The organism is Priestia megaterium, from assembly GCF_023824195.1.
In the GTDB taxonomy this organism is placed as follows: Bacteria; Bacillota; Bacilli; order Bacillales; family Bacillaceae_H; genus Priestia; species Priestia megaterium_D.
This window is the reverse complement of the sequence record NZ_CP085442.1, coordinates 4,642,701-4,663,338: the sequence shown is the minus strand read 5'-3', so window position 1 is coordinate 4,663,338 and position 20,638 is coordinate 4,642,701. Positions and strand designations below refer to the sequence as shown.

At 38.1% G+C, this 20,638-nt stretch carries 18 protein-coding genes; 17 read left to right on the top strand and 1 reads right to left on the bottom strand.

Translation table 11 applies throughout. From position 1 onward, the window contains the following. The first annotated feature begins 28 nt into the window (after nucleotides 1-28). The 5 genes from LIS78_RS24185 (at nucleotide 29) to LIS78_RS24165 (ending at nucleotide 5,423) form a co-directional block, all read left to right on the top strand. On the top strand, nucleotides 29-631 hold the full coding sequence (locus tag LIS78_RS24185; protein WP_195781747.1) for a FadR/GntR family transcriptional regulator: 603 nt from the start codon (nucleotides 29-31) through the stop codon (nucleotides 629-631). A 227-nt stretch (nucleotides 632-858) separates the two neighbouring features. Beyond that, the gene (gene accD, locus LIS78_RS24180; protein ID WP_057244984.1) at nucleotides 859-1,740 is read left to right on the top strand and encodes an acetyl-CoA carboxylase, carboxyltransferase subunit beta; all 882 of its coding nucleotides are present in this window, start codon (nucleotides 859-861) and stop codon (nucleotides 1,738-1,740) included. Further along, nucleotides 1,734-2,711, top strand: coding sequence for an acetyl-CoA carboxylase carboxyl transferase subunit alpha (gene accA, locus LIS78_RS24175; protein WP_013059450.1), 978 nt, complete (start codon nucleotides 1,734-1,736; stop codon nucleotides 2,709-2,711). The genes accD and accA overlap by 7 nt, the downstream gene beginning before the upstream one ends. Before the next feature lie 479 nt (nucleotides 2,712-3,190). Further along, on the top strand, nucleotides 3,191-4,951 hold the full coding sequence (pyk, locus tag LIS78_RS24170; RefSeq protein ID WP_129705034.1) for a pyruvate kinase: 1,761 nt from the start codon (nucleotides 3,191-3,193) through the stop codon (nucleotides 4,949-4,951). A 79-nt stretch (nucleotides 4,952-5,030) separates the two neighbouring features. Next, a complete protein-coding gene (locus tag LIS78_RS24165; protein WP_033579618.1) occupies nucleotides 5,031-5,423 on the top strand; it encodes an FxsA family protein in 393 nt (130 codons plus the stop codon). Nucleotides 5,424-5,462: 39 nt separating this feature from the next. On the opposite strand, the gene ytvI is transcribed toward LIS78_RS24165, so the two are convergent. After that, nucleotides 5,463-6,572 (bottom strand): sporulation integral membrane protein YtvI, encoded by a 1,110-nt coding sequence (gene ytvI / locus LIS78_RS24160; protein WP_252284443.1) that lies wholly within the window; start codon nucleotides 6,570-6,572, stop codon nucleotides 5,463-5,465. 112 nt (nucleotides 6,573-6,684) lie between these two features. Between ytvI and LIS78_RS24155 the strand changes: the two genes are divergently transcribed. From LIS78_RS24155 to LIS78_RS24100, 12 genes are all read left to right on the top strand, one after another. Next, nucleotides 6,685-7,146 (top strand): DUF441 domain-containing protein, encoded by a 462-nt coding sequence (locus tag LIS78_RS24155; RefSeq protein WP_013059446.1) that lies wholly within the window; start codon nucleotides 6,685-6,687, stop codon nucleotides 7,144-7,146. 360 nt (nucleotides 7,147-7,506) lie between these two features. Beyond that, nucleotides 7,507-8,625, top strand: a complete 1,119-nt coding sequence (gene citZ / locus LIS78_RS24150; RefSeq protein WP_033579621.1) for a citrate synthase — start codon at nucleotides 7,507-7,509, stop codon at nucleotides 8,623-8,625. A 75-nt stretch (nucleotides 8,626-8,700) separates the two neighbouring features. Beyond that, nucleotides 8,701-9,993, top strand: coding sequence for an NADP-dependent isocitrate dehydrogenase (icd, locus tag LIS78_RS24145; protein WP_269091680.1), 1,293 nt, complete (start codon nucleotides 8,701-8,703; stop codon nucleotides 9,991-9,993). A 28-nt stretch (nucleotides 9,994-10,021) separates the two neighbouring features. Then, entirely contained in the window at nucleotides 10,022-10,960 is a 939-nt protein-coding gene (mdh, locus tag LIS78_RS24140) for a malate dehydrogenase (protein WP_195781750.1), read from the top strand. Between the two features lie 133 nt (nucleotides 10,961-11,093). Further along, entirely contained in the window at nucleotides 11,094-11,570 is a 477-nt protein-coding gene (locus tag LIS78_RS24135; RefSeq protein ID WP_195781751.1) for a MaoC family dehydratase, read from the top strand. Nucleotides 11,571-11,773: 203 nt separating this feature from the next. Then, nucleotides 11,774-12,490, top strand: a complete 717-nt coding sequence (locus LIS78_RS24130; RefSeq protein WP_013085192.1) for a response regulator transcription factor — start codon at nucleotides 11,774-11,776, stop codon at nucleotides 12,488-12,490. Then, nucleotides 12,483-14,255: a two-component system histidine kinase PnpS gene (gene pnpS / locus LIS78_RS24125; protein WP_252284442.1), complete on the top strand. Its 1,773-nt coding sequence runs from the start codon at nucleotides 12,483-12,485 to the stop codon at nucleotides 14,253-14,255. Before LIS78_RS24130 ends, pnpS begins: the two co-directional genes overlap by 8 nt. Before the next feature lie 328 nt (nucleotides 14,256-14,583). Next, the gene (gene polA / locus LIS78_RS24120; RefSeq protein WP_252284441.1) at nucleotides 14,584-17,211 is read left to right on the top strand and encodes a DNA polymerase I; all 2,628 of its coding nucleotides are present in this window, start codon (nucleotides 14,584-14,586) and stop codon (nucleotides 17,209-17,211) included. A gap of 21 nt (nucleotides 17,212-17,232) precedes the next feature. Continuing rightward, the gene (gene mutM / locus LIS78_RS24115) at nucleotides 17,233-18,066 is read left to right on the top strand and encodes a DNA-formamidopyrimidine glycosylase (protein ID WP_195781754.1); all 834 of its coding nucleotides are present in this window, start codon (nucleotides 17,233-17,235) and stop codon (nucleotides 18,064-18,066) included. A gap of 60 nt (nucleotides 18,067-18,126) precedes the next feature. After that, entirely contained in the window at nucleotides 18,127-18,756 is a 630-nt protein-coding gene (gene ytaF / locus LIS78_RS24110) for a sporulation membrane protein YtaF (protein WP_195781755.1), read from the top strand. A gap of 23 nt (nucleotides 18,757-18,779) precedes the next feature. Further along, nucleotides 18,780-19,376, top strand: coding sequence for a dephospho-CoA kinase (coaE, locus tag LIS78_RS24105; RefSeq protein ID WP_209150701.1), 597 nt, complete (start codon nucleotides 18,780-18,782; stop codon nucleotides 19,374-19,376). 218 nt (nucleotides 19,377-19,594) lie between these two features. Beyond that, a complete protein-coding gene (locus LIS78_RS24100; protein ID WP_252284440.1) occupies nucleotides 19,595-20,626 on the top strand; it encodes a glyceraldehyde-3-phosphate dehydrogenase in 1,032 nt (343 codons plus the stop codon). Nucleotides 20,627-20,638 lie beyond the last annotated feature (12 nt).

Here is a 20,638-nt window from a genome sequence, read left to right as displayed (position 1 = left end):
AAGTAATGTAAAGTGAGTGGTTGTAAACTTGAAGAATGAACGTTCAAAAGTATATGTAGAAATTCTAAAACAAATTCGCCAGCTAATGGAAGACGATCGTTTAACTACGGGGGATAAAATCCCGTCAGAACGAGAGCTTTCTGAACGGTTAGGCGCAGGACGTTCTTCCGTTCGAGAAGCGCTCAGAGCGTTAGAGCTAATTGGGTTGATTGAAACTAGAAGAGGTGAAGGTACGTTTATTAAAGAAGTAGGAGATCATCAATTTATTGATTTATTAGCTACTTTTTTAGTACAAGACGGTAAAACAAAATCAGATTTAATTCAGACGAGATATATTCTTGAAAAGAGCTGTTTGTTTTTTGTTTTAGCGGAACAGGACGAAATCAATGTTTCGAAAGCAATTCAAAAGCAGAACGACGATTGTTTGAAGAACTTGTTTGACTATTTGTTTTCTTTGCAGCCTAATCGGCTATTACACCGAATCTGGCTGATTATTTGCCGTTTTTCTCAAACTTTTCAACAAAACTCAGCGCCAAGCGACACTCTGATAAGTGAATTAGTAGAGGCGTTAGCTAAAAAAGATGAAGCAGCTGTATTAAATCTTCACCATCAGTGCTACAAACAAGTGTGAAAGAAGGAATTTGTCGAAAGAGACATGCCATCTTTCTACACAAAATCAAGCAGTCATCTAGTAAAGTAAATAGCAACTAATAAAGTGAAGCGAACAGTTCGTCCAATTTTTGTCTATCCGTCGCTTGTTTTGTATTTCAGGCGGATTTTCACAACTTGTAAATAGTAGAAGAAGAGGAAGAATAAAGGTTCTTATGGTAAAGAAAAGAACCAAAAGGAGGTTACACCTTGTTACGAGATTTATTTACAAAAAACACAAAAACTCCAAAAAAACGAAAATATGCTACGATTCCTTCTGAGCATATGAGACAAGATGTACCTGAAGGGATTATGACTAAGTGTAAAAAGTGTAAAAAAATCATGTATACGAAAGAGTTAAATAAAAACTTAAAAGTATGCTTAAACTGTGGATATCATCATCAAATGACAGCACCGGAGCGTATCGAAAGCTTGATTGACATCGGTACGTTTGTCGAATACGACAAAGATATGACGTCAGAAAACCCTCTTGGTTTCCCGGACTATCTTGAAAAGCTTGAAAAAGATCGTGAGAAAACTAATTTAAGTGAAGCGATTGTCACAGGTGAAGGGGATATTGAAGGAATTAAAGTAGTGGTTGCTGTTATGGATTCACATTTCCGTATGGGAAGCATGGGCTCTGTAGTCGGCGAGAAAATTACTCGCGCCATTGAAAAAGCGAAGGAAATGCATGTTCCATTCCTTATTTTCACAGCTTCAGGCGGTGCACGTATGCAAGAAGGTGTTCTGAGCTTGATGCAAATGGCTAAAACTAGTGCAGCTCTTAAAATGTTCAGTGACGAAGGCGGCTTAATCATTTCGATTATGACACATCCTACTACAGGAGGAGTGTCGGCAAGCTTTGCTTCGTTAGGCGATTATAATTTAGCCGAGCCTGGCGCGTTAATTGGCTTTGCTGGAAGACGTATTATTGAACAGACAATTAGAGAAGAGCTTCCAGAAGATTTTCAGACGTCGGAATTTCTGCTGAAGCATGGTCAGCTAGACGGAGTTATTGACCGTCATGATTTAAAAGAAACGTTAACAACTATTTTAGATATACACGTAGCAGGAGGTGACATCGAGTGGTAAGCGAATTAGAATTTGAACGTCCAATTGTTGAGTTGCGAAACAAGATTGCAGAGCTTAAAGAGTTTGCTAAAAATACAGAAGTGGATTTATCTAGCGAAATTGATAAGTTAGAAAATCGCTTAGAAAAAGTAGAAAACGATATTTACAATCATCTAAGCCCATGGAACCGTGTTCAAATTGCTCGTCATCCTGAGCGTCCTACAACACTCGATTATATTTCTCGCTTGTTTACAAACTTTTTAGAGTGTCATGGAGATCGCTTTTATGGAGATGATGAAGCAATCGTAGGAGGAATTGCCAAGTTTAATGGCGTGCCTGTTACCGTGATTGGACATCAGAGAGGTAAAGACACGAAAGAAAATATTCGCCGTAATTTTGGTATGCCTCATCCTGAAGGCTACCGTAAAGCACTGCGCCTAATGAAGCAAGCGGAGAAATTTAACCGCCCAATTATTTGCTTTATTGATACAAAAGGAGCTTATCCAGGGAAAGCGGCAGAAGAGCGTGGACAAAGCGAAGCTATTGCGAAAAACCTTTTTGAAATGGCTGGCTTAACTGTACCTGTTATTTGCATTGTAATTGGAGAAGGAGGAAGCGGAGGAGCCTTGGCATTAGGTTTAGGAAATCACCTTCATATGCTTGAGAACTCGACGTATTCAGTTATTTCTCCAGAAGGAGCGGCAGCCATTCTTTGGAAAGATTCTTCTCTTGCGAAAAAAGCTGCTGAAACGATGAAGATTACAGCACCAGATTTGAAAGAACTGGGTATTGTAGATGAAATGGTTTCAGAGGTAAAAGGCGGAGCTCACCGAGATATCGATGCACAAGCTGGATACATGGAGGGCATTATCAAGAAATCATTAAAAGAGCTGATGAATTTATCAAAAGAAGAGCTAGTGGAAGAGCGTTATTTAAAATACAAAAAAATCGGACAATTTGCAGCTGAAAACGATGCCATTACTATAAAATAAAGAAACGTGCACTCTTGAAAAATAAGGGTGCGCGTTTTTGTGCGGTTTGTATAGCCCTTCTCTATTGTGTTTACAAGTTCTTCGTGGTATTTTATAGACAGCAAAAACCTTTAAGTAAAAGTAGAAAAAGAGTGTTTTTAAAAAATTTCCTATGGTTATTAGCAGCTGTGCGAGCGTTTGTCTTTTCTCTAAAACGTGAGATATATAAGACAAATCAGGCAGCAAGTATTGCTGTATGAATTGCAGGGAATAGTAAAACAAGAAGCAAACGATGAAGAAATTCATCGTTAAAGTGCTGTGTATTTGTTTGCTATTTGATTCAGCGCTACGTAGGTATTTCATAAGTTACACGTAAAGCAAGGTGAACAAGTCAAGGCAACAAAATATTTGTTCACAGCCTGCTAGTACAAGGTTAGTAAAAGAAATAGCTATTTGCCCTATCTAAAGAGTAAATAGTAAATATATAGGAGGAAATTTGAATGCGTAAAACTAAAATTGTATGTACTATTGGACCAGCCAGTGAAAGTGTAGAAAAATTAGTTGAACTAATTAACTCAGGTTTAAACGTTTGTCGTCTAAACTTCTCTCACGGTGACTTTGAAGAGCACGGTGCACGTATTGTTAACATTCGTGAAGCTGCGAAACAAACAGGTAAAACAGTAGGTATCTTACTTGATACAAAAGGGCCTGAAATTCGTACAAACACAATGGAAAATGGTGCAATTGAGTTAGAAGAAGGCTCTGAAATCATTGTTTCTATGACAGAAGTAGTGGGAACAACTGAAAAATTCTCAATTACATATCCAGGTCTAATCGATGACGTACACGTAGGATCAAAAATCCTTTTAGATGACGGTTTAATCGGTCTTGAAGTACTAGACGTCAATAAAACTGATGGTGAAATCAAAACAAAAGTACTTAACCCTGGTACATTAAAAAATAAAAAAGGTGTAAACGTGCCAAACGTAAGTGTAAACCTTCCTGGTATCACTGAAAAAGATGCAAACGATATTGTATTCGGTATCGAACAAGGCATTGATTTTATCGCTGCTTCTTTTGTGCGTCGCGCATCTGATGTATTAGAAATTCGTGAACTACTAGAAAAACACAATGCAGCTCACATTCAAATCATCTCAAAAATCGAAAACCAAGAAGGCGTAGATAACATCAAGGAAATTCTTGAAGTTTCAGACGGTTTAATGGTTGCTCGTGGTGACTTAGGAGTAGAAATTCCTGCTGAAGAAGTACCATTAGTACAAAAAGATCTAATCAAACAATGTAACGCGCTTGGCAAACCAGTTATTACAGCTACACAAATGCTTGATTCAATGCAACGCAACCCGCGCCCGACTCGTGCGGAAGCAAGTGACGTTGCCAATGCTATCTTTGATGGTACAGATGCAATTATGTTATCTGGTGAAACAGCTGCAGGTTCTTACCCAGTTGAAGCTGTACAAACAATGCATTCAATCGCTTCTCGTGCTGAGCAAGCTCTAAACTACTCTGAGATTTTACAACAGCGCAGCAAGCAAGTTGGCCCATCTATTACAGATGCAATCGGACAATCTGTTGTACACACAGCGCTTAACTTAAACGCTAGTGCAATCGTAGCGCCAACAGAAAGTGGTTATACAGCGAAAATCGTTTCTAAATATCGTCCGCAATCTCCAATCGTAGCTGTTGCAGCAAACGATTCTGTTGCACGTCGTCTGTCTCTAGTATGGGGTGTTACACCAGTTGTTGGTGAGCGCGTAAATACAATTGACGATATGTTAGATCACGCTGTAAATGACGCAGTAAAAACAGGCGTTGTAGCACACGGCGACTTAGTTGTTATTACAGCTGGTGTTCCAGTTGGAGAATCAGGTGCAACGAACTTAATGAAAGTTCAAGTTGTAGGTGACGTTCTTGCTAAAGGACAAGGAATTGGTCGTAAAGCAGCAGTTGGTAAAGTAGTTATTGCTAAAACTGCTGAAGAAGCAAATGCAAAAATGACTGAAGGTGCTATCCTTGTTACAAACAGCACAGATCGCGATATGATCAGTGCAATCGAAAAAGCAGGGGCTCTTATTACAGAAGAAGGCGGTCTAACAAGCCATGCAGCTGTAGTAGGGTTAAACTTAAGCATTCCTGTCATTGTAGGCGTAGAAAACGCAACAAGCGTATTCTCAGAAGATCAAGATATTACAGTTGATGCTTCACGTGGTGTTGTATACAACGGACACGCAAGCGTACTCTAAGAACACGTAGATGATAGAAAAAAGAGAAGGGGAATCCTTCTCTTTTTGTTTAGGCAATTCAATAAGCGAAGAGGTGATGATGGTGAGGAAGCTCCTTCCGCTCCTTCTTATTGTACCTGCTGTTGAGGTAATGATTTTGATTTATTCAAGTCATCTCATTGGTGTAATGTCAACATTTTTACTGATTATTGCTACCAGTTTTATTGGTGCGTTTCTAGCGAAAAAACAAGGAACATCTCTTTTTCAAAAAGCACAGCGTCAGATGAGCCAGGGACATGTTCCGAGCGGTGAAATCCTTGATGGTATGTGTGTACTATTTGGCGGACTGTTTCTGCTGTTTCCAGGCTTCTTGACAGATGTTGTAGGCTTTATCTTTTTACTGCCGTTTACACGCAAAATCGTTAAGCCTTTTCTTTTGACGTGGCTAAGAAGATTTTTTCAAGGACGTAATCGAATGACGATTATTCGTTAACTAGAAAGTGTGTGAAAGAAGCTTCTTTCACACACTTTTTCATTTTCCTATAATAAATTGCCACGTTTCTTTAAAAACCCCCGTTGTATGAAGTGTTTTTAGAATAACAAGAATAACAGGGCCAACTATTAATCCGAAAAATCCAATCAATTGATATCCTACAAATAAAGCAATTAATGTAGCGAGAGGATCAAGACCAATGCTTGATGACAAAATTTTTGGTTCCATAATTTGTCGCTGCACTAGTACTACAGCATATAGTACCGAAAGCCCTACAGCAAATGACACGTTATCTGTTGCAAATGCATAAATCATCCAAGGAACAAAAACCAGTCCTGTTCCGAGGTAAGGAAGAATATCTACTAAGCCAATTAATAAAGCGACTGTAATAGCATAATCAACCCTAAGAACAAGTAAACCAAAAAGAACGATGATTGTGGTAATCGAAATAAGCGTAAGCTGAGCTTTAATAAAACCAAACAGTGCATTTTTAAGCTCCACAACAACTGTCTGTCCATTTTCTCTTACTTTTTTAGGAATAAACACGCTGCTTTTAGCCATCAGCTTGTACCAATCTTTACTAATAAAAAAAGTAGCCAGTAATGAAAAAATAATCACAGTAGCTGCATTAGGCAATACGGATAAAAGTACTGGGATGCTTTGCAATACATTTTGCAGAAAATCGCCCACTGTTTGAGCGATATGGTTGCCTACCCCTTTAATGTTCGATAAAATAGTTGCTTGCTGACCGGTATTTAAGTTATTAAACATAGAAGTAATGCGTTCATAAAACGGAAGTATTTGTTCTGTAGCAATATTTTCAATAAATATGACTACTTCTTTGAAATTTGTGGGAACAACTTTCGCTAAATACGTACTTCCTGCAATGATTTCTGTGATAAGTAACGTAATAAGTCCGGCCAAAAGAGAGAAGATAAGAACCATTGACAGTAAAACAGCTAAGTAGCGGGGTAAGCGCAGCTTCAATTCAAATAGATTAACCATAGGATTTATAAAAAAAGCGATGCAGCAGGCGATAATAAATGGATATATGAGAGAAGAGACATAATAACTAAGAAACATAGATGCTGCAATAATTACCAACACACAAGCTAAGCGAAATAGTCGATGTAAATGAAGCTTGTACACAATAAATAGAGGCCTCCTTGTAAACGATAGTCAACAAAAGAAAAAGCTACTCATAAAATATTTACGTAATACGCTTTAGATTTATCACAATAAAAAAGAAAGGATGAGTAAAATGTTCTCACAACCCATGCTTTTTTTAGCTGTTTTACTCGTAATTGGATTAGTGGCTAAAAATCAATCATTAATCATTGCAGTTGCATTTTTACTTATTTTAAAATTAATCGGGTTAGACGGTAAGGTTTTTCCGTTTCTACAATCAAAAGGAATTAATATTGGAGTAACGGTTATTACAATTGCCGTTCTTGTGCCAATTGCAACAGGAGACATAGGGTTCAAACAATTAGGAGAAGCCGTGAAATCTTCTTATGCTTGGATTGCTCTAGGAGCCGGAATTGCTGTAGCAATTATTGCCAAATATGGACTTACACTCTTGGAAGATGATCCGCATATTACGACCGCTTTAGTTTTTGGCACAATTCTTGCTGTGGCGCTGTTTCAAGGGGTAGCAGTAGGTCCGTTAATCGGTGCTGGAATTGCTTATTTATTTATGAAATTAACTGAACTTTTTTCGTAGAAATTTTTGTATAATAATAATTTTTTTAAAATTTCTTCTCTCTTTTGATTCACAAAAGTCAGATAATTGTTTATAATATATTTTGAGGCCGCATCTTTTTACATACAATTGTATGTTTTACCTATAGGGCTGTAACAAAGCAATGACACATGCAGATGTTTTAATTTTGTGTGTTATTGAAACAAATGGAAATGTAAGCATTTTCTTTACGTGGGGTGAAGGAATGTTCTTCCAAGATATATATTCAAAAGAGGCGCTTCGTATATCATTTAATGTCTAGTTGAGCAGAGGCTCAATTTTGTTTTTCACGTTTTACACAGAAAGGTATGGGGAATTTTTTCTGTAAAGGAGTGGAGATTTATGACAGCAACTCGAGGTCTAGAAGGGGTAGTCGCTACAACGTCAGCAGTAAGTTCAATTATTGATGACACTTTAACATATCAAGGCTACAATATTGATGATTTAGCGAATTATGCAACATTTGAAGAAGTGGTGTATTTACTATGGCACGGAAAATTACCTAATAAAGAAGAATTATCTGTGTTTTCTAGATTACTAGCAGAAAACGCTAAATTACCCCAAGAAGTCTTAAATCATTTCAAAACTTATCCAATTCAAGATGTTCATCCAATGGCAGCTTTAAGAACAGTCGTATCACTATTGGGGTTGTACGATCCTGAAGCTGATTTAATGGATGAAGAAGCAAATTATCGCAAAGCTGTTCGTTTGCAAGCACAATTACCAACAGTGGTGACTGCTTTTTCAAGAGTTCGCAACGGATTAGAGCCAATTGAGCCAAACGAAAATTATAGCATTGCCGCTAACTTTTTATATATGTTAACCGGCGAAGAGCCAACTGATATCCAAGTAGAAGCGTTTGATAAAGCACTTGTCTTACACGCTGACCATGAGCTAAATGCTTCAACTTTTACAGCGCGTGTCTGTGTGGCAACGTTATCCGATATTTATTCAGGAATTACAGCCGCTATTGGGGCGTTAAAGGGTCCTCTTCACGGGGGAGCGAATGAAGCTGTTATGAAAATGTTGTCTGACATTCAAACAGTTGAAAATGCAGAACCTTACATTCGCGAAAAGCTCGCAAAAAAAGAAAAGATTATGGGATTTGGACATCGTGTGTATCAGCAGGGTGATCCTCGTGCCAAGCACTTGAAAGAAATGTCTGAAAAACTTACAAAACAAGCAGGAGATACAACGCTATACGATATGTCAGTGAAAATTGAGGAAATCGTAACAGGCGAGAAAAAGCTTCCGCCAAACGTTGATTTCTATTCAGCTTCTGTATACCACAGCTTAGGTATTGATCACGATCTATTTACTCCGATTTTTGCCGTAAGCCGCGTATCAGGATGGATTGCTCACATTTTAGAGCAGTATTCAAACAATCGTTTGATTCGTCCAAGAGCTGATTATATCGGTCCTGGAAAACAAACGTACATTCCGCTTGAAGAGCGCAGCTAAACAATGTGACGAAGGTGCTCACGTTCGTTGAGCACTTTTCCATAAGTGAAAGTAGACAAATTTTTTAAGGAGGTCATTCTCATGACAAAAGGTGAACAAATTTCTGTAGCAAACGGCGTTTTAAACGTACCAAATAACCCAATTATTCCATTTATCGAAGGTGACGGAATTGGTCCGGATATCTGGGCAGCAGCTTCCCGCGTATTAGAAGCAGCAGTTGCAAAAGCATACAATGGTGAAAAAGAAATCGTTTGGAAAGAAGTATTAGCAGGTGAAAAAGCATTTAATCAAACTGGCGAATGGTTACCGGAAGAAACGTTAGATGCAATTCGCGAATACATAATTGCAATCAAAGGACCATTAACGACACCAGTAGGCGGTGGAATTCGTTCTCTAAACGTGGCATTGCGTCAAGAATTAGACTTATTTACATGCTTACGTCCTGTTCGTTATTTTGAAGGTGTACCTTCTCCAATTAAGCGCCCAGAAGATACAGATATGGTTATCTTCCGTGAAAATACTGAAGATATTTATGCTGGTATTGAATATGCAAAGGGTTCTGAAGAAGTACAAAAGCTTGTTTCATTCCTACAAACGGAATTAGGCGTAAATAAAATCCGTTTCCCTGAAACTTCTGGATTAGGTATTAAGCCTATTTCTTCTGAAGGAACAGAGCGTCTTGTGCGTGCAGCAATCAACTATGCAATTGAACAAGGCCGCAAGTCTGTTACGCTTGTACACAAAGGTAACATTATGAAATATACAGAAGGCGCATTTAAAAATTGGGGCTATGAGCTAGCTGAAAAAGAATTCGGCGATAAAGTATTTACTTGGGCTCAATATGACCGCATCGTTGAAAAAGAAGGTGCACAGGCTGCAAACAAAGCTCAAGCAGAAGCGGAAGCAGCAGGAAAAATTATTGTAAAAGATTCAATTGCAGATATCTTCTTACAACAAATTTTAACTCGTCCACGTGAATTCGATGTAGTAGCAACAATGAATTTAAATGGAGATTACATTTCAGATGCATTAGCAGCACAAGTTGGTGGTATTGGAATTGCTCCAGGGGCAAATATCAACTACGAAACTGGACATGCTATCTTTGAAGCAACTCACGGTACAGCACCTAAATATGCTGGTTTAGATAAAGTAAACCCGTCTTCTGTATTATTATCAGGTGTGTTAATGCTTGAACACCTTGGCTGGAATGAAGCAGCGGATTTAATCATGAAATCAATGGAAAAAACAATTGCTTCAAAAGTAGTAACATATGATTTCGCACGTTTAATGGACGGCGCAACAGAAGTGAAGTGTTCAGAGTTTGCTGATGAATTAATTAGCAATCTAGGAAAACAAGTAACAGTTTAATAGCTATTCATTTAGGGGAGGAATTATAATGGCAAATATGCGTAAAAAAGTATCTGTTATCGGAGCGGGCTTTACGGGAGCTACAACTGCTTTTTTAATTGGTCAAAAAGAATTAGCTGATGTTGTATTAGTTGATATTCCGCAATTAGAAAATCCAGCTAAAGGTAAGGCGCTGGATATGTTAGAAGCAAGTCCTGTACAAGGCTTTGACGCTAACATTACAGGAACAGCCAACTACGAAGACACAGCTGATTCTGACATTGTCATTATTACAGCTGGTATCGCGCGTAAGCCAGGTATGAGTCGCGATGATTTAGTAACAACGAACCAAAAAATCATGAAGTCTGTTACTCAAGAAGTTGTTAAATACTCGCCAAACTGTCACATCATCGTGTTGACAAACCCGGTAGATGCTATGACGTACACAGTATTTAAAGAATCTGGTTTTCCTAAAAACCGCGTAATCGGTCAATCAGGCGTATTAGATTCTGCACGTTTCCGTACGTTCGTAGCGCAGGAGTTAAACATTTCAGTGAAAGATATCACAGGTTTTGTACTTGGTGGACATGGCGACGATATGGTACCTCTTGTACGCTACTCATATGCTGGCGGTATTCCTCTTGAAACGCTTATTCCAAAAGCGCGTCTTGAAGCAATTGTTGAAAGAACACGCAAAGGCGGCGGCGAGATCGTTAACCTATTAGGTAACGGAAGTGCGTACTACGCGCCTGCTGCTTCTTTAGTAGAAATGACAGAAGCGATCTTAAAAGATCAGCGTCGTATTTTACCAGCGATTGCTTACCTAGAGGGTGAATATGGTTATAACGGCATCTACTTAGGTGTTCCAACCGTATTAGGAGCTGCAGGAATTGAGCAAGTAATTGAATTAGAACTTACTGATTCTGAAAAATCTGCGTTAGATCAATCAGCAAAATCAGTCAAAACTGTCATGGGTGTATTAGCTTAATACAATAAAATAGGTTTGAGTATAGGTTTTTATCGATATTCAAACAATAGTCACAAGGAAAATTCGAGGGAAACCTCGAATTTTTCTTGTATATAAAGAAAAGCTATTACTTTATACAAAAGGTGGAATGATGATGGTATTAGGTAAAAAACAAAAAATAGGTCGAAGTATTGAAGATATAAAAGTTGGAGAAAAATTAACGCTAACTGAACGAATTGAAGATAAGGATATCTTATTGTACTTAGGGCTGACAAATGATTCTAACCCTTTATACATTCAGCATGATTACGCATCTCAGACCCCTTTTAAAAAACCTATTGTGCCAAGTATTATGATTACCGGTATTATGACAGCAGCCATTTCAAAGTATTTGCCCGGACCTGGAAGTCACGTTGCAGAACATACGGTAGCCTTCCCTCAAAAAATTCATCATTATAGCACGATTGAATTTTTATTTGAAGTCACAGAGGTAAATGTTTCTTCTAGAACTGTTACGATTGAGGTGGAAGCGGTCAATGAGCAAAAAGAGAAAGTAGTAACGGCACGGTTTCTTGTGTATCCGCCGTTTAGACTTCCATCAGTAGAGACACACGACTTTGAAAATTTTTAAAACGCCTTAAATATTTATAAATAATGCCTTAAATATTTATAAATAATATAGAAGAAACTCTTTGGCCATATTTTCTGAAAATGTTGAAATGTATTGGAGAACGAGGCTAAAACATTGTATGATAAGAGAAGATAAATAGAAAATAATATCATTTGGATGAAGCTGCGGTTTAATTTAACTAGATGGAGGCTTATATCGTTAATATGAGTAAGAAATTATTAGTCGTAGATGATGAACAATCAATTTCAACATTATTACAATATAATTTACAACAAGCTGGCTTTACAGTAGAAACAGCTGAAGACGGGGAAGAAGGATACAACAAGGCACTAGAAGGAAAACCGGATTTAATTGTGTTAGACTTGATGCTTCCTAAGATGGATGGAATTGAAGTTTGTAAAAAGCTTCGTCAGCAAAAAGTGATGACGCCTATTTTAATGTTAACTGCAAAAGACGATGAATTTGACAAAGTATTAGGGCTAGAGCTTGGCGCAGATGACTACATGACGAAACCATTTAGCCCTCGAGAAGTAGTAGCGCGTGTAAAAGCCATTTTACGCAGAACACAAATTATTGCTCAGGAAAATGAACAAGAGGAAGATGGCGAACGCATCATGATCGGTGATTTAAAAATTCTTCCAGATCATTATGAGGCCTACTTTAATCAAGAGCAGCTTGAGCTTACTCCGAAAGAATTTGAGTTATTATTATATTTGGCAAAATACAAAGGGCGGGTATTAACTCGTGATCAGCTGCTAAGTGCAGTGTGGAATTATGATTTTGCCGGAGATACGCGAATTGTAGATGTGCACATCAGCCATTTGCGTGAGAAAATTGAACACAATACGCGAAAACCTGTTTATATAAAAACGATTAGAGGATTAGGATATAAGCTGGAGGAACCAAAGGTAGATGAATAAATTTCGTTCAAGGCTACTTTTGGCTCTATTAGTACTTATTATTATTGTATTAGTAGGTCTTGGCCTGCTGCTGGGACAGTTGTTTAAAAACTTTTATTTTCAGACGTTTCAAGAGCGAATGGAAAAAGAGGCAAAGCTTGTAGAAATGTACATTAGCGAAGAAGGTATCGCAAGTCCTGGTTTAAAATCTAAAGTTGATCAAATCAGCCATTCGTTAAGTGTACGAACGACTATCGTTCAAAAAGACGGAAAAATATTAGTTGACTCAAATCCAGGTAGCAAGCAGCAAAGAATCGAAAAAAGTATCGTAATCCAACAAGTATTGAAAAAGCAGTTAAACAGTAAAAAAAGCTTTGATCAAATTAAAGAAGATTACGACTTATATTACTATGGTATCCCGCTTATTATAGAAGGTAAGCAAGAGGGATTTGTTGTGCTGAGTACATCGTTTGATTCATTAAAACAAGTAAATCAGCAAATTTGGGGCCTTCTTATTGGAAGCTTAGGTCTAGCTTTGATTGTGATTTTACTCTTAGGTGTAAAGATTATGGGACGCTATACCCGTCCTATTGAATCGGCAACCAAGGTGGCTATGGAACTTGCAAAAGGGAATTATAAAGCTCGTACATATGAAGATTATGTAGATGAAACAGGGATGCTGAGTCAGTCTATTAACGCACTTGCTCGTAATCTGCAAGAGTCTATCACTAATCAAGAAATGCAGCAGGACAGGCTGCGCACGCTAATTGAAAATATGGGAAGCGGCATGCTTCTTATCGATAGTCGGGGCTATATAAACTTAGTGAATCGAGCTTATAAAGAGCAGTTTCATATACATCCGGATGACTTCCTTTATCATTTGTATTACGAGGTATTTGAGCACAAAGAAATCATTAAGCTTGTGGAAAAAATATTTATGACGGAAGTAAAGGTTCGAAAACAAGTGGTTCTGCCTTTAAATATTGAACGAAGATATTTTGATGTTTACGGAGCGCCGATTATTGGCTTAAACGATGAATGGAAAGGGATTGTGCTTGTTTTCCATGATATTACCGAGCTGAAAAAACTAGAACAAGTGCGCCGTGACTTTGTAGCGAATGTGTCTCATGAACTAAAAACCCCTATTACTTCCATTAAAGGGTTTAGTGAGACATTATTAGACGGTGCCATGGAAGATCCGCAGCTGCGACAGCAGTTCCTATCTATTATTCTCACGGAAAGTCAGCGCATGGAGAGCTTGATTCAAGATCTTTTAGATTTGTCTAAAGTTGAACAGCAAGGGTTTAAACTAAGCATTCATTCAGTAGATCTGAATACGCTTCTTTACGAAGTGACGACAGTGCTATCAAACCGAGCGACTGAAAAAGAAATCACGCTAACGTTAGATACGCTTCCTGAAGAAGCGTGGATTGATGGTGACAGTCAGCGCCTTATGCAAGTGTTTGTTAACTTAATCGGCAATGCGCTCATGTATACAATGCCTGGAGGAACCGTTCACGTTTCGCTTGAAGAGGAAGAAGCAACGATTACGGTTCATATTCAAGATACAGGTATCGGTATTGATGCCGATGAAATTTCACGTATTTTTGAGCGCTTTTACCGAGTAGATAAAGCAAGAAGCCGTAATTCGGGAGGAACAGGTCTTGGATTAGCAATTGTTAAACACCTTGTTGAAGCTCATAAAGGGGAAATTGAAGTGAAAAGTGAAGCCAACAAAGGGACAACTTTTTCGGTGAAGCTGCACAAGTATTTGCCGCAGATGTAAAATGTTTACGTTCCTTTTACAATTTATTTAATGTAGCTTAATAAATAATTGATACAATTTTTCATGGAAACCCCTTCATCCAAGGAGCCAATATGTAAGGCGAAGATAGCTTTAACCGTGCTATTTTCGCCGATTCTTTTTGCTGATTTTTATCCACTCACATGTTACACCGCCTAAAATAACTAGGCGGTGTTTTTATTTTATGATGTATAGATCTTATCACCACATGAAAATAAAACGTTGAATTGAAGAGTACTTTTTGTCCTTAAAGCTTATTGTTTGCTAAAATAAAGGTAAGATAAGAAGAGAGCGAAATGGAGGAACATGAATGACACAAAAACTAGTATTAATTGACGGGAATAGTATTGCCTACCGTGCATTTTTTGCTTTGCCGCTTTTAAACAATGATAAAGGAATACATACAAATGCCATATACGGCTTTACCACAATGCTGACACGTATCCTAGAGGAAGAGAAGCCAACGCATTTACTGGTGGCTTTTGATGCAGGGAAAACAACGTTTCGTCACAAAACATTTACAGAATATAAAGGAGGCAGACAAAAGACGCCTCCTGAACTTTCAGAGCAGTTTCCTTTTATTCGCGAGTTATTAGATGCATATGGGATTAAGCGCTATGAACTGCCTGATTATGAAGCAGATGATATTATCGGTACACTTTCAAAGCAAGCTGAACAAAAAGGAATGGCCGTAAAAGTCATTTCCGGGGATAAAGATTTACTTCAGCTTGTGTCAGAACATGTAACCGTAGATATTACGAGAAAAGGGATTACAGATGTCGATTCCTATACGCCTGCAGCCATTGATGAAAAGTATGGTATTACGGCTGCACAAATTATTGATATGAAAGGCCTTATGGGGGACAGCTCGGATAATATCCCAGGCGTGCCCGGAGTCGGAGAAAAAACAGCCTTAAAGCTATTAAAAGAGTTCGAAACGGTTGAAAATGTATTACAATCTATCGATCAAGTCAGCGGTAAAAAATTAAAAGAAAAGCTTGAAGATAATCGTGAATCAGCCATCATGAGTAAAAAGCTTGCAACTATTTATTGCGAAGCGCCTCTTGAAGTATCTGTAGAAGATGCAAAGTATGACGGGTTTGAATCTTCAAAGGTCATCTCTTTATTTAAAGAGCTTGGGTTTAATTCTCTGCTTGCTAAATTTGGTGAATCAGCAGAAGAGGAAGCAGATTTTGAAGACCTGACGTTTGAAATAGCGCAGGAAGTTCACGATGATATGTTAACAAGCGAAGCAGCTCTGATCGTAGAAGGTTATGAAGAAAACTATCATCACAATCAGCTGCTTGGTTTTGGAATCAGCAACAAAAATGGCCACTATTTTATTGATAAAGATACAGCTCTTTCATCTTCTAAATTTAAAGCATGGTTAGAAGATGAACGTGTAAAAAAGACGGTGTTTAATGGGAAACGTACGATTGTATCGTTAAAATGGGTGGGGCATGAAATTAAAGGAATTGAACATGATGTAATGATTGCTTCTTACATCTTGAATCCTGCTGAGGCAAATGATGATCTAGCGACAATTGCAAAATTAAAAGGATATCATCAAGTGCAATCAGATGAAGCTGTGTATGGAAAAGGAGCTAAGCGAAGCATTGCAGAAGCTGATCAGCTAGCTGAGCATGTTATAAGAAAAGCAGCCGCCGTAGCTTATTTAAAAGAAGTGTTAGAAAAAGAATTGGTTGAAAATGAACAGTTTGAGCTATTTGAGAAGCTTGAAATGCCTCTTGCCATTGTCCTTGCTGATATGGAATATCAAGGGGTGAAAATTGACCGTGCGCGTTTGGATGAAATGGGCGAAGATCTTCGAGAACAGCTTGAAAAAATTGAAGCGAAAATCTACGAATACGCTGGACAAGAATTCAATATTAATTCGCCAAAGCAGCTAGGAGTTGTTCTTTTTGAAAAAATGCAGCTTCCAGTCATAAAGAAAACAAAAACAGGCTATTCCACATCAGCCGATGTATTAGAGCAATTAGCTAGTACCCATGATATTATCCCAGAGATTTTACAATACCGTCAGCTAGGAAAATTACAGTCTACGTATATTGAAGGATTAAAAAAGGTTATTCATGAAATCGATGGAAAAGTTCATACCCGCTTTAATCAAACGTTAACTCAAACGGGAAGGTTAAGTTCCGTAGATCCTAACTTGCAAAACATCCCGATTCGTCTTGAAGAAGGTAAAAAAATAAGAGGTGCGTTCGTGCCTTCACAGCCTGATTGGTTAATATTTGCGGCGGATTATTCACAAATTGAGCTGCGCGTACTGGCTCATATTGCAGATGATGAAAAGCTAATTGATGCGTTTAAGCATGACTTAGATATTCATACGAAAACAGCGATGGATGTGTTCCACGTCGAAAGAGAAGAAGTAACGTCGAATATGCGCCGTCAGGCTAAAGCAGTTAATTTTGGAATCGTCTACGGCATCAGTGATTACGGTTTATCGCAAAGTTTAGGAATTACAAGAAAAGCAGCGGCTACTTTTATTGAACGCTATTTAAAAAGCTTCCCGGGTGTACAGGAGTATATGGATACGATTGTACGCGATGCAAAAGAAAAGGGATATGTAACAACGCTCTTGCACCGCCGACGTTACTTGCCTGAAATCACGAGCCGAAACTTTAACCTCCGCAGCTTCGCTGAGCGTACGGCTATGAATACGCCTATCCAAGGGACAGCAGCTGATATTATTAAAAAAGCAATGATTGAAATGGATAAGCGCTTAAAAGATGAAAATCTTCAGGCTAAGCTACTGCTTCAAGTACACGATGAGCTGATTTTTGAAGCCCCAGAAGAAGAAATTAAAATTTTAGAGAAAATCGTACCAGAAGTAATGGAGCATGCTTTAGAGCTAGAAGTTCCGTTGAAAGTAGATTATTCTTACGGAAAGACTTGGTACGAAGCAAAGTAGTGGAAAAAGGATGTGACAAACGTGCCAGAATTACCAGAAGTTGAAACCGTCAGACGTACGTTAATTGAATTAGCCAGTGGAAAGATCATTGAGCGTGTAACAGTTAAATGGCCTAATATTATCAAACGTCCTGAACAAGTTGAACAGTTTTGTGATGCGCTTATTGGACAAACCATTCGAGATGTTGAACGAAGAGGTAAATTTTTGAAAATTGTGCTCGATGATTATACGATGGTTTCTCATTTGCGTATGGAAGGGAAATATGCTCTCCATGAGAATGCAGAAGAACCAGATAAGCATGTACACGTCTTTTTTCACTTCACGGATGGAACGGAATTGCGATACCGGGATGTAAGGAAGTTTGGTACTATGCACTTATTTAAAAAGGGAGAGGAAGATCTGTTTCCTCCTCTTATTGGCCTTGGACCTGAACCGTTTGACGAAACATTTAATCCAAGTCAATTAAAAATGCGAATCGGCAAAACCTCTCGAAAAATCAAGCCGGTTTTACTCGATCAAAATGTCGTGGTTGGACTCGGGAATATTTATGTAGATGAAGCACTATTTCGCGCAGGGATTCATCCTGAACGAGTGGCCAGCCAATTAACAGACGAAGAGTATGAAAAATTGTACGAAGAAATTGTAGCGACCCTTCAAGAAGCTGTGAAACAAGGAGGCAGCACAATTCGCACGTATGTAAACACACAGGGACAAATAGGCATGTTTCAGCAGCAGCTTTATGTGTACGGGAGAAAAGGCGAATCCTGTAAAATCTGCGGTACCCCAATTGAAAAATTTGTTGTAGGCGGTAGAGGAACACATATCTGCCCAAATTGTCAGCCGGCTAAAAAATAACAATGGATGGGCTCCTTTCATATACTACGTATAGACAGAAAGGAAAGGAGTCCTCTCATCATGATAACATTTTCTTTACTTATTCTTGCTTTTGCCGTAAGTCTTGACAGCTTTAGCGTTGGCCTGACATACGGACTTCGAAAGGTGAAAATTCCGCTGAAATCCATTTTTATTATTTCATGTTGCTCAGCATTTTCTTTAATGTTTTCTATGTTTTTAGGAAAAGTACTTACGCATCTATTTTCAGTGGATGTACTAAATAAAGTAGGCGGAGGTATTCTTGTTCTGCTTGGAATGTGGATTTTATACCAGTTTTTTTGTCCAGCAGATTCATCTCGAGTGAAAGAAGAAAAAACATTAGTGAAAATTGAAATTAAGTCCATTGGCTTAGTCATTAACGTATTGAAAAAACCGACTGCAGCAGATTTAGATAATTCGGGTTCCATCACTGGAATTGAAGCATTTATACTTGGAATTGCATTATCTCTTGATGCATTTGGAGCTGGGTTTGGAGCAGCTTTATTAGGTTATTCGCCGTATGCTTTAGCAATTGCTGTAGCTCTTATGAGTTCACTTTTTTTAAGTGCTGGCATACAGTTTGGCAAAATTTTTTCACGTTTATCATGGATGAAAATGTTCTCGTTTGTACCAGGAGTTCTGCTCATTATTTTAGGTATTTTTAGATTTTAAATAAAGCGATAAAGGAGAGGCCAATGTCAATTGTAATTGGATTAACAGGCGGAATTGCAAGCGGAAAAAGCACGGTAACCGGAATGCTACGAGATATCAATATTCCAGTAATCGATGCCGATCACATTGCAAAAGAAGTCGTAGAACCAGGAAAAGAAGCATACAAACAAATTGTAGAGACGTTCGGCCGTGCTATTCTTCACGAGAATGCGGAGATCAATCGAGCGGCTTTAGGGGAAATTGTGTTTTATCAAGAGGAAGAACGTAAAAAGTTGAATGCAATTGTACATCCTGCCGTAAGAAAAGAAATGCTTTCTCAAAAGGAAAGCTATATAGAGGAAGGTTACGAAGCCGTTGTATTAGATATTCCGCTGCTGTTTGAAAGTGATTTGACACACTTAGTCGATAAAGTAGTGGTTGTATATGTCGATGAGCCTGTGCAGCTAGAAAGATTAAAGTCTCGTAATGATCTCTCGACGGAGGATGCCTATGCGCGTATCCATGCACAGCTGCCTTTGATTCAAAAAGTAGCCTTAGCCGATGCGGTGATCAACAATAACGGACCTGTAGAGGAAACAAAACAACAGCTTTTAAGTATATTGGCCCTGTGGCTAGATTAAAGAGTGAATGATTGCATTCACTCTTTTTTTATTGGGAATATTTAAGGGCTTCTAAAAAAGAATGTGTTAAATATCTGTTCTCGCTATATACATATAGTAAAACTTAATTAAAATAATTTATTAAAAAAAATTAATATTATTCACTTTTTAAATATTTATGTTATACTATTCAATATAAAAAGTTAAATAGTATAACACATATAGAGAGGGGTATAGCCATGAAAGCACGTATTGCCATTAATGGTTTTGGGAGAATAGGAAGAATGGTGTTTCGCACAGCGATTATAGAGGAAAATTTAGATATTATTGCAATAAATGCATCTTATCCAGCAGAAACGTTAGCACATTTAATCAAATATGACTCTATACACGGACCATTTAATGGAGATGTCAAATGTGATGATGATGCGCTAATTGTTAACGGTAAAAGAATTCAGCTATTAAATTCACGTGATCCGCTGAATTTGCCTTGGAAAGAGCTTGGGGTTGATCTAGTTGTTGAAGCAACGGGGAAATTTAATTCAAGAGAAAAAGCGCAGTTACATATTGAAGCAGGTGCGAAAAAAGTTGTCTTAACGGCACCAGGTAAACAAGAAGATATTACCATTGTGATGGGCGTAAACGAACGAGAGTTTGATGTGAATCAGCATAACATTATTTCTAATGCCTCTTGTACGACAAATTGTCTAGCTCCAGTTGTCAAGGTGTTAGACGAAGCGTTCACAATTGAAAACGGTTTAATGACGACCGTTCACGCATATACAAATGATCAAAAGAATATCGATAATCCGCACAAAGACTTGCGAAGAGCCCGTGCGTGTGCTCAATCAATTATTCCTACAACAACTGGAGCAGCCAAGGCACTTTCATTAGTTCTTCCTCATTTAAAAGGAAAGCTTCATGGGATGGCGCTGCGCGTGCCAACGCCGAACGTATCACTTGTCGATTTAGTTGTGGATGTAAGGAAATCTGTGACGATGGAAGATGTTAATTTAGCGTTTATTAAAGCTGCTGAAGGACCATTAAAGAATATTTTAAATTTAACAATGGAACCACTCGTATCAATTGACTTTAATACAAATCCTCATTCAGCTATTGTAGATGGACTATCGACTATCGTAATGGAAGATCATAAAATTAAAGTGTTAGCTTGGTACGATAACGAGTGGGGCTACTCTCAGCGCGTAGTCGATTTGGTAAGATATATTGCTGCAGAAATGCGTAATGGATCAAAAATAAGAGTAAGCTAAGAAAGCTATTGA